General features: G+C 58.0%; 7 protein-coding genes and 1 pseudogene. All 8 read right to left on the bottom strand.

The features are described 5' to 3' along the window. Nucleotides 1–1522 (bottom strand): glycoside hydrolase family 2 TIM barrel-domain containing protein (locus tag ACLQ7H_RS18620; protein WP_411753942.1); only part of this gene is annotated, 1522 nt, incomplete at its 3' end. A gap of 211 nt (nucleotides 1523–1733) precedes the next feature. Then, a complete protein-coding gene (fbpC, locus tag ACLQ7H_RS18625) occupies nucleotides 1734–2792 on the bottom strand; it encodes a ferric ABC transporter ATP-binding protein (RefSeq protein ID WP_037375424.1) in 1059 nt (352 codons plus the stop codon). 25 nt (nucleotides 2793–2817) lie between these two features. Next, nucleotides 2818–4896 carry an ABC transporter permease gene (locus ACLQ7H_RS18630; RefSeq protein ID WP_411753943.1) on the bottom strand — a complete coding sequence of 693 codons (2079 nt, stop codon included), beginning with the start codon at nucleotides 4894–4896 and terminating at the stop codon, nucleotides 2818–2820. Between the two features lie 67 nt (nucleotides 4897–4963). Next, nucleotides 4964–5995 carry an ABC transporter substrate-binding protein gene (locus ACLQ7H_RS18635; protein ID WP_411753944.1) on the bottom strand — a complete coding sequence of 344 codons (1032 nt, stop codon included), beginning with the start codon at nucleotides 5993–5995 and terminating at the stop codon, nucleotides 4964–4966. Between the two features lie 427 nt (nucleotides 5996–6422). Next, entirely contained in the window at nucleotides 6423–7715 is a 1293-nt protein-coding gene (uhpC, locus tag ACLQ7H_RS18640; protein WP_411753945.1) for an MFS transporter family glucose-6-phosphate receptor UhpC, read from the bottom strand. An 88-nt stretch (nucleotides 7716–7803) separates the two neighbouring features. Continuing rightward, on the bottom strand, nucleotides 7804–9333 hold the full coding sequence (locus ACLQ7H_RS18645; protein ID WP_411753947.1) for an MASE1 domain-containing protein: 1530 nt from the start codon (nucleotides 9331–9333) through the stop codon (nucleotides 7804–7806). 15 nt (nucleotides 9334–9348) lie between these two features. Beyond that, entirely contained in the window at nucleotides 9349–9978 is a 630-nt protein-coding gene (locus tag ACLQ7H_RS18650) for a response regulator (RefSeq protein ID WP_411753946.1), read from the bottom strand. Nucleotides 9979–10108: 130 nt separating this feature from the next. Then, nucleotides 10109–10525: pseudogene (locus ACLQ7H_RS18655) on the bottom strand (response regulator); the annotation flags it as partial.

Below are 10525 nucleotides of genomic sequence, written 5' to 3' on the forward strand. Positions count from 1 at the left end.
GATCGACGCGGGCATACATCGGGCAGACAATATCCGTGGCTGCCGAATTGGCACCACCGCCTTCATACTGTACCGGGCGGGTAGGATCCTGGCTTTTCACCCAACGGTACAGCGCATCATGGTTGCAACCGTGGCCAGACTCGTTGCCCAAGGACCAGATGATGACGCAAGCATGGTTGCGATCGCGTTGTACCATGCGCGTAACGCGCTCGCTCATGGCGGGCAGCCAAAGCGGATCGTTCGAAAGCCGATTCATCGGCTGCATGCCGTGGGTTTCAATATTGGCTTCGTCGACCACGTACAGGCCGTAGCGATCGCACAGCTTGTACCACAGCGGATGGTTCGGGTAATGGGAACAGCGCACCGCGTTGAAGTTATGCTGCTTCATCAGCAGGATGTCCTGGCGCAGGGTGGCTTCATCCATCACCTGGCCATGTTCTGGATGGTGCTCGTGGCGGTTGGTGCCCCGGATCAGCAAGGGTTGGCCGTTGAGCGTCAGCAACCCGTTGCTGATGGCTACCTGGCGGAACCCGACGTCATAGGCTTCCGCCTCTATCAGTTCCCCGGTGGGGGAAAGTAACAGGATCACCGCGCGGTACAGCTCCGGCGTTTCCGCGCTCCAGAGCGCTGGCTGTTCCACGGGCAAACGCAGAGTAGTGCGGTCGTCATAAGCGCCGCGCTCATCAATAATCTCACTGCCAAAGGCTTGAGTCTGCTCGGCAACCAGGGTCTCCTTGCGCCACAGTTGCACCTGAATCCGATGTTGCTGGGGCTGATTTGTTTGTACCTCCACCACCAATTCCCCACGGCGGAAGCTGTCGCTCAGTGGCGTGCTGGTATGGATATCGCTCAGGTGAGCGGCGGGTTTGTGCAGTAGGCTGACGTCGCGAAAAATCCCGCTCATCCGCCACATGTCCTGATCTTCCAGATAGCTGCCGTCGCACCAGCGTAGCACCATCACCGCCAGCCGGTTTTCCCCGGGTTGCAGTACCGCGCTGAGGTCAAATTCGGCAGGCAGGCGGCTGTCTTGCGAATAGCCGACCCAGTGCCCGTTGCACCACAGATAAAACGCCGAGTTGACGCCGTCGAAACTAATGCGGGTTTGCCCACCGGCCAACCACTCGGCATCAACGTTAAAGCTGCGGGAGTAGCAGCCGGTCGGATTCTCTTCGGGTACCAGCGGCGGATTCACTGGGATTGGATATTTGACGTTGGTGTAAATCGGCGCGTCATAACCCGCTAGCTGCCAGTTAGCAGGGACAGCTAACGTATCGGCATCCGGCAGATCTTGTTCCAGCCAGCTTTCAGGTACCGCCTGTGGGCGTGCGAAATAGCTGAACTGCCACTCGCCGTTGAGCAGTAGCTGGCTCGGGCTGGCGGCATCTGCCTGGGCCGCAGTGGCATCACGCCAACTGGCAAACGGAGGATGCGCCGGTAGACGTTGGTAATGGGTGCAGGCAGGGTTTTGCCAATCTCGGCGGGCGAGGATTTCCGCCAGGGTAAAACGGGAGTTAGCATGCATGTGGGCGTTTCCTGAGCCGATTTGAGCCAAAAGGTTAAGCGTTTACATGGCTGACAGCATTACCTGGCGGCGCGCGTTTGCAAAGCGACAGAAGAGAAGAAACCGAGCGAGATCACATCAGTGCCGTAAATGCGGTGATATTGAGATGGGAGTAGGGAATGGACATCGAAAAATCCCCGCCCGGAACCACGAGCGGGGATTAAATTCAGGCTTACTCGTCGGCGAGGACAAACATGCCGAACGGATGGATTTGCAGGAAATAGCTGTCGCCCGGTTCGGGCTGCAACTGCGTAGCGTTTACCTGCAGCAGCAGCGATTGATCGTGCCAGTTCACCAGCACCTCATACTGCGGCCCCATGTAAGCCACCTTACTGATGGTGCAACGCTGGCTAGGTTCCCCATGTTGGCTGAGGGTAATCGCTTCCGGGCGCACGCCCACGGTACATTGTTGCAAACCTGGGGCAAACCCTTGTGGGCGCGGCACCGGGTAGCCAAAGATCTCTACGCCGCTGCTGGTTACTTTGGCCGGGAAGATGTTGGCATCGCCCATAAATCCGGCCATAAAGCGCGAGGCCGGGTAGCGGTACAGCGTTTGCGGTGCGCCAATCTGCATGATTTCCCCTTTGTTCATCACCAGTACGGTGTCGGAAACCGCAAAGGCTTCGCTCTGATCGTGGGTGACATAGAGTGAGGTGATGTTGAACTGCTGCTGCAACTCGCGGATCTTCTCACGCATGCTGCGGCGCAGGTTGGCATCCAGGTTACTCAGTGGTTCATCGAACAGCAGCACCTTGGGTTTGAGGATCAGCGCACGCGCCAGAGCGACACGTTGCTGCTGGCCGCCGGAGATCTGATCGACATAGCGCTCCTCAAAACCTTCCAGATCGACCAGCATCAGGGCTTCACGGACCCGATCGCGGATCTCCGCCTTGGGCCTTCCCAACATTTTCAGGCCATAGCCGATGTTATCCCCCAGCGACATATGGGGGAACAGCGCGTAGGACTGGAACACCATACAGATGTCCCGCTGCTGAATGGAGCGATCGGTTACGTCCTCGCCGTCGATAAATATCTGCCCGCCACTGGGTTTTTCCAGCCCGGCGACCAGGCGCAGGACCGTGGTTTTACCGCAGCCGGAAGGGCCAAGCAGCGTCACCATATCCCCACGGGGGATCGCTAGGCTCAGGTTTTCAATCACGGTGTTGTTGCCAAACCGCTTGGCGACGTTTTTCAGTTCAACAAAGTGCTTTTTATCTTGAATGTCAGACATGTTGTTCATCCTTCTCCGCCGGGTATCAGGCCGCATTCCGGGCTTTGGAACGCGCGACCCGCGCTTCGCCAACCAGGGCATCAAACAGGAAAATAATCGCCAGCATCACTACGATCAGGATCGATCCGTAGGCGATGGCCACGCCATACTCGCCGTCCTCGACCCGGTTAAGGATGTAGGACGTCGCGACGCGCGTATCTGGCGTAACCAGGAAAACAATGGCGCTCACGGTGGTCATGGCACGGACAAAGCTGTAGACCAACGCCGAGAGGATCGCCGGGCGCAGCAAGGGCAGCAGGATATACACTATGGTGCGTAGCGAACCGGCACGCAGGCTGAGGGAGGCCTCATCCAGCGACTTGTCCAACTGCCCCAAACCGGCGATACCCGCGCGGATCCCCACTGGCACGTTGCGCATCACCATTGAAATGATCACGATGGCCGCCGTCCCGGTCAGGTAAACCGGTGCACTGTTAAACGCCAGAATGTAGGAAACACCGGCGACGGTTCCTGGCACCGCGAAGCACAGCATGGTGCTGAACTCGATCACTTTTTTACCCTGGAACTGCTGGCGTACCACGATGTAGGCAATCAGCAGGCCGAAGATGGCGGTGATCGGTGCGGCAATCCCGGCATACAGCAAGGTATCGATCAGGGAAGGCCATGCGCCGTCGCTGAAGCCTTGGCCGAACAGTTTGCTGAAGTTGTCCAGCGTCAGCGTGTAGTCCACGCCCCAGTTAACGGTGAAGCTGCCGTAGAAAATGCTGCCGTACAGCAAGATGTTGAAGGCGATCCAGACATACAGCATCAACGAGACGCCCCACACCAGCGTCACCGGCAGCGGTTGAACGTCGCCGTGGTTGGACTTGCCGGAAATGGTCACGTAGGAACGCTTGCCGATCCACATGTACTGCACGCAGAACACCAGCAGCGAGAACATCAGCAGCACCACGCCCAGCGTACTGGCTGCCTGATAATCAAGCTGCGCACCGGTAATGTAGAAGTAGATCTGCGTGGCCAATACGTCGAAGTTACCGCCGAGAACCAAGGGGTTACTGAAGTCCGCCAACGACTGAACAATGACGATCAGGAACGAGTTGGCCAATGCCGGTTTCAGCAGCGGCATAAACACCTGGGTAAAGGTCTGGAAGCGGTTGGCGCGCAACGTGTAGGACGCCTCTTCCAGCGACGGATGGATGGTCTTGATCGCCCCATCGAGGATCATGAATGACATGGGCGTAAAGGCCAGCACCTGGGCCAACCAGATCCCGGTAAAGCCGTAGAGCCAGTTGGTGTTGGTCAGGCCAAACCAGGTCACCATCAGCTCGGTGATGTAGCCGGAACGGCCCATCATCAGGGTGACGCCCAAGCCAACCACAAACGGCGGTGTGACGATCGGCAGGATCGAGAAGATACGGCCAATCACCGCCGAACGGCGGGCGATACGCGTGGTATAAATCGCCAGCACCATGCCAAAGAAGGTACAGCCAATCCCGACGGCCACGGACAGCAGGAAGGAGTTCCTGATCACCTGCAGAATATGCGCCTGCCCGAGCGTTTGCATAAACGCCAGCGGGGCGAAGGCACCGGCCTCATCGGTGAACATCGGGATAAAGATGGCGATGCTGGGGTAAATGATAAACAGCACGATCAGGGCGATCACCGCCACCAGCGAACCGAGTACGAAGCGATCGCCACCCAGCCATTCCAGCCTTGAGAGCGCAAGGGTGATCACTGCGCCCATTGCCACCAGCAGCGGCAAGGTTGCGAACCCCATCCCGGTCCCGGTCGCGGCGGCGCTGATAAACACCAATAGCCCACAGGCCAGGGCATAACCGGCATCAAACAGGTGGCGGTTGCGTTGCTCGCGGCCGGTGGCAATCTGCGGGTGCACAACCAGCAGCAGCGGGGCGGCAAACCACAGCATGGCCAAGCCTGCATGTGACCATCCGTAGGCCGCCAGCAGTTCTTCGCTGGTCGCCTCCAGCAGCCCGTAGTCCAGGCTGTAGGAAGGCAGTAGGGCGAAACCTGCCAGCGCCAGCAGCAACCAGTAGAAAATGGGATCCCGCCCCTGCGCCGTGCGCAAGGTGATGGTTTCAGACATGATATTCCCCGGAATAAACGAAAATAAAGCGGGCGTAGAGCCTACGCCCGATAGATGCTGGATGGGATCAGTGGCCCATCTTCACGTCGTTAACCCATTTGGTGATCAGCTTTTTACGCATGTCGGAAGCACCGTAGGTATCCATGTCGTAATCGATCAGTTTCAGTTGATCCAGCTTCAGCGAGTTAGGGGAAGTCTCTGCCGTGGTGTTGGTCAGGATCTGGTAAGACTGACCCTTCTTCCAGGAAAGCTCCTGAGCCTCTTTAGACAGCGCCCAGTCCACGAACAGCTTGGCGTTTTCCATATTGCGGGCGTTCTTGAGGATGCTGATGCCACCGATTTCATAGCCAGAACCTTCGCATGGGGAAACCAGCGTCAGAGGTGCACCTTTCTCTTTTTCCAGCGAATAATCGTGTAGGAAACCAATGCCGATCGTGGTTTCACCGCGCGCGGCGTTGCGGGCCGGGGCGATGCCGGACTTGGTGTACTGCGAGATATTGCCGTTGAGCTGCTTCAGGTAATCAAAGGCGGCTTCTTCGCCCCACAGCTGCGCAAAGGTGGCCAGTGCGGTGTAGGCCGTGCCGGAGCTTTGCGGATCGGCAATTTGGATCTCCCCTTTGTAGATCGGGTTGGTCAAATCCTTCCAGCACTTGGGTTCAGGCAGGTTTTTTTCTTTCAGACGGTCGGTGTTGACGCCAAAACCGAGAATGCCGATATACACCGCAGAGGAGTAGTTGCCTTTACGTTTGGCCGGATCGCGGAACTGCGGCATGATTTGCGCCAGGTTCGACGAGGCGTAAGGCTCCAACAGGTCCATCTCACCGGCCTGTGATTGCGGATCCAGCGTGCCGCCGTACCAAACGTCGGCCTGCGGGTTTTTCTTCTCCGCGTCGACCTTGGCCAGGGTGCTGCCAGAGCCGTTGCGGATAAAGCTGGTCTTGACGTCGTATTTCTCCCCGAAGACTTTGGCTTCTTCCTCGCACATGGCGTTGGTGGCGCTGCAATAGATCACCAGACGGCCTTTGGCCTGCACGGTTCCGGCCAGGGCAGTCAGCGCCAGCGTGGTGGCCAGCAGGGTATTGAGAGGTGTCAATTTCATGGTGTTGTCCTTTTTGTTGTTGTCTTTGTAGGGTAAAGCAAACCAATTTCCCCCTCACCCCAACCCTCTCCCACAGGGAGAGGGAGCTGATTCGGTGTTGCTATTGGGTGCGGGGGCCAATCTGTAGCACTTTTAATCCTCTGCTCCAGTCCCTCTGATCTGACGTTAGACGCAGAAGATAATATGTTGCACATTCGGTCCCCTCACCCCAACCCTCACCCACAGGGAGAGGGAGCTGATCTGGTGTTGCTATTGGGTGCGAGGATCAATCTGTGACATTTTAATCTTCTGGTTCCAGCCCCTCAGATCTGAAGTCAGACGCAGAAGATAATATGTTGCACATTCGGTCCCCTCTCCCTGTGGGAGAGGGTTAGGGTGAGGGGGATTGCACCGGGTCAAAATCCTCATCACCGTATAAAAATTACGTCTATTGCTGTCTTATCTGCCCGGCCATCAGCAACGGCATCAACAGCAGGCCGACGCAGGTGGCCGCCAGCGCCAGCAGGGCAAAGAACCCATACCAGCCGTAGTGCTGTAACACCTGCGCCAGCGGCCAACCGGCCAGCGCGGCCCCCAGGTAGGCGAACAGGCCAAGAAACCCGGTCACGGTCCCGGCCGCATCCTTGTGGCAGTGCTCCGTGGCGGCCAGCCCGATCAGCATCTGCGGCCCAAACACAAAAAAGCCGAGGCCGAAAAAGCAGGCCGAAAGCAGCCCGTAATGGTGCAACGGAGCCAGCCACAGGGCGGTCGTCGTCACAAACAGCCCGATGGAGAACAGCAGGATCATCGGTGCTCGCAGGCCGCGAAACAGCAGATCCGATCCCCACCCGGCAAACAGCGCGCCAAACAGCCCACCCAGTTCAAACAGTGACAACGTGGCGTTGGCCTTCATCAGATTGGCGCCGTGGCTTTCCGCCAGCCAGATGTTGCCCCAATCGTTCAGCGCAATGCGTATCAGGTACACCAGGATGTAGGACATACCCAGCAGCCAGATGGTCGGATTGCGCAAAATGGTGTCAAACAGCATCCGCCGCATCGGCATCGCGGGGCTTTGCTGCTCTTGCCACAGCTCCAGCGGATCGCGCCGCCAGCGGCCCACGGTAGGTAATCCTTGCTGCTGCGGTTTGCCGCACAGTTGCCAACACAGCCACAGCCCGATCAGCATCCCGATGGCTCCCGGCAGCAACAGCGCAGCCTGCCAACCGTAGTGCGAAGCCATAAACCCGGACAGCAACGGCACGGCTGCACCGCCCAGGCTGATTGAGGTATTCCAGGTGCCCCACCAGAAGCCTCGCTCGTTGCGCGAATACCAACTGGTGAGCATCTTGGCGCAGGGCGGCCAGCCCCAGCCCTGAAAGAAACCGTTTAACGTCCAGACCACCAGCAACGCCGTCAGCGAATGGCAAAAGGCAAACACGATGTTCAGCACGCCGGTGATAAACAGCCCGACGCCCATAAACCAGCGTGCCTGACTGCGATCGCTGACAATACCGGAGACAAACTTCGAGCCGCCGTAGGCCAGGTAAAACAGCGTACCCAGCAGGCCGATATCTCCTTTGTCCAACCCCAGTTCAAGCTGCATCACCGGCATTGCATAGCTGACGCTTTTACGTGTCAGATAAAATGCGCCGTAGCCGACGATCATCGAAAACATCAGGCGTGGTCGCCAGTAGCGGTAGCGAGCGCTGATTTGCTCTGCGGTTAACGTGGCCGATGCCATGGGGTCCTCCAGACAATGAGAGCAGTGTAGGATGTTGAAAATCGGAATGGATGAGACAAGGTTTTAGGCGCCTAAGACTAAGTCTTAGTTACACGGGGTTTTTGTTCAGTTTTGTGGGCAGGTTAACAATTATGCGTGTACCGTTACGCCGGTGGAGCCGCCAATCACCCCCCAATGCGCGCACCCGCTCTTCAATACCGCGCAGGCCAAAGCCACTGGTGGGTTGCAACGGTATGCCCTGGCCGTCGTCACGGACTTCCAGGGTGATCGTCTGGTGGGTTTGCGTCAGGCTTAAATGCACATGGCTGGCGCAGGCGTGTTTGCTGATGTTATTGAGCAGCTCCTGCGCCACGCGGTAGAGGGTAAATACCAGGGTTTCATCATCTGGCGTGGCTGGCAGGCGGTAATCCAGCTGGAAGCCAATCCCCTGTTCGGCAAAGGAAAACTCATCGGCCAGGTGGTACAGGGCTTTCTCCAGCTCCATCTCTTCCAACACCGGTGGGCGCAATTGCCGTAGCAGGGTGCGGGTGGTGTGGTGGATACGCTGCGACAACGAATCAATCTGCTCGGCGGCCAGGCGGGTGGCCGGGGCGGTGGCGCTGCGGTTCACCAGCATCGCCTGGATCTGAATGGCGGTAATATTCTGGCCGATTTCATCATGTAACTCGCGTGCGATGGACTTGCGCACTTCTTCTTCGGTCCCTATCAGCCGCTCCATCAGCTGTCGTTTGGCCGCTAATTCCTGTTCCAACTGCTGGCGATAGCGTTCTAGCTTTTGCGCCAGTTGCTGCTGGCGGCTGATGGCAATCCCCAACCCAATCCCCAACAGCGCCTGGGTAGAAAGGAATAGCTCCAACTCTTGCAGATCCTGAAACGCGCCACCGGCCTGGCGGGTGAGGGTGATCATCACGCTGCCAAACAGCGCCGCTAACACTCCCCCTTGCCAGCCAAAGCGATAAGCCATAAATACGTTGGGCAGAAAGATAAAGATCAGCAGCAGCCGCTCCATCTCCGGGGCGATCGCCAACTGTACGCAAATCCCCATGGTGAGAAACAGCGAACACCACAGCAGTAGCGAGGTACGTAACTGTGGCGTCGAGGGGCGGGGTACGGGCATCGACGTCACCAGTTGCTGGCGCAGGTAGGTATAAATCAGATAGACAAAAGGGACCAGCAGCACGCCGCCGGTAAAGCTGGTCAGCAAGGTTTGACTGATACTGGATGGCAGCCAGAACCCCGCCAGTAATCCACACAGCAGTGCATTGGCCGCGATGGCCGCCAGCAATAGCGACAACCGTTGCCAATACAGGTGATAGCGATACCACAGCCGCTGAGTGCCCCAGGCCGGTAGCAGGCTTAACAACGGTAGCAATAGCACCGAGCGATCGCTCAGCAATTGCTGGTCATACAGCCATAGCAGCGTAGCGGGTTCCGCCAGTAATAGCGTGGGCCAGTAACGCCGGGGTAGCAGGATCAGCAGCGCTAGCCGCAGCCCTTGGGGAAACAGCAGCACGGCCTGTTGACCGTCATGGCTCAGGTGCAGGCTAATGGTCCATAGGGCCAGCCAACTGAGGGTAAAAAACAGCGCCAGAAACAGCGAAAGCGCCAGGCGGCGCATCATTGGCGGCACCGGCTAACTCCCGGCAAGCAGCTGATGTTGCAGCGCGAAATGCACCAGTTCAACGGTGGTGTCGCAATGCAGTTTGCCGAGGATATTGGCGCGGTGCACCTGCACGGTCTTATGGCTTAAGGTTAACTGTTGGGCGATGGTTTTGACACTCAGGCCGTTGACCAGCAGATCGAAAATCTCTTTTTCACGCGGGGTGAGTACCTGCAATTCTTGCGGTGGCTGCGGAGTATGGCGCAGTGCGCGCAAGGCATCCGCGCACAGGTAAAGCCCACCGCTGCTGACGGCGCGCACCGCCTGCACCAGTTCATGGGGGCCACAGCGTTTGGTAAGGTAACCGCCGGCCCCGGCATCAATCGCGCTTTGCACGAAGGCATTGGTGTCATAGATGCTGAGAATGATGGCGCGAAAGGTGGGGCGCTGTTGGCGTAGACGCTGGAGCAGGCTGAGGCCGCTTTCGTTCGGCATGGCGATATCCAGCACCGCCACGTCGATCGGATCGCGCAGCAAGTGTGGCCATGCCTGTGCCGCCGAGTCGAACTGGCCGACGATACGGATATCCTCTTCCAACGACAGTAACTGGGCAAACCCGGAACGAACCACCACGTGGTCGTCTATCAGCGCAACGTTAATCATAAGCCTGTAACAAAGTGTGAGATTTTCCGCATCATGCGCAGGAAAACTCTCACTGGCAACTGTTGCGCTGCAAAATGGAAGGGAGTTAACAGATTGGCATTAAAGATGGCGAGCGGCGGGGCCATTGCCGCTAGTCATTGCTTGCAGAACGATAGATCCGCTGGGGTCTGCCCACCTTACCGTAAATAATCTCCGCCACTAATCGATCGTTGGCGCTGAAAAACTCCAGATAGCGCCGGGCGGTGGTACGGCTCAGCCCGATTTGCTGCGCTACGCTTTCCGCCGTATGACGCACTTGCGGATCTTCGAACAGGGCGCGGATCTTCATCAGCGTCAGTTCATCGATGCCGGTGGGCAACGCGGCCTGATCGCCACCGCGGGCGTAGGTGTTGAACATTTCATCGATACGGCGTTGGTTGACCCGCGCCTTGTCTTTCAGCGCTTCGCGCCGTTGGCTAAAGCGTTGCAGGGTTTGCGCCAGACGGTCATAGGCCAGGGGTTTGATCAGGTAATCGAACACGCCATAGCGCAGCGCTTCGGCCACGGT

Source organism: Serratia sp. (in: enterobacteria) (assembly GCF_046715635.1).
GTDB lineage: Bacteria > Pseudomonadota > Gammaproteobacteria > Enterobacterales > Enterobacteriaceae > Chania.

Bases quoted from the DNA above. Each gene is read 5' to 3' on its own strand.
- uhpC (WP_411753945.1), bottom strand. From the start codon at position 7,715: ATGGCATCGGCCACGTTAACCGCAGAGCAAATCAGCGCTCGCTACCGC.
- ACLQ7H_RS18645 (WP_411753947.1), bottom strand. From the start codon at position 9,333: ATGCGCCGCCTGGCGCTTTCGCTGTTTCTGGCGCTGTTTTTTACCCTC.
- ACLQ7H_RS18650 (WP_411753946.1), bottom strand. From the start codon at position 9,978: ATGATTAACGTTGCGCTGATAGACGACCACGTGGTGGTTCGTTCCGGG.
- ACLQ7H_RS18630 (WP_411753943.1), bottom strand. From the start codon at position 4,896: ATGTCTGAAACCATCACCTTGCGCACGGCGCAGGGGCGGGATCCCATT.
- ACLQ7H_RS18635 (WP_411753944.1), bottom strand. From the start codon at position 5,995: ATGAAATTGACACCTCTCAATACCCTGCTGGCCACCACGCTGGCGCTG.
- fbpC (WP_037375424.1), bottom strand. From the start codon at position 2,792: ATGTCTGACATTCAAGATAAAAAGCACTTTGTTGAACTGAAAAACGTC.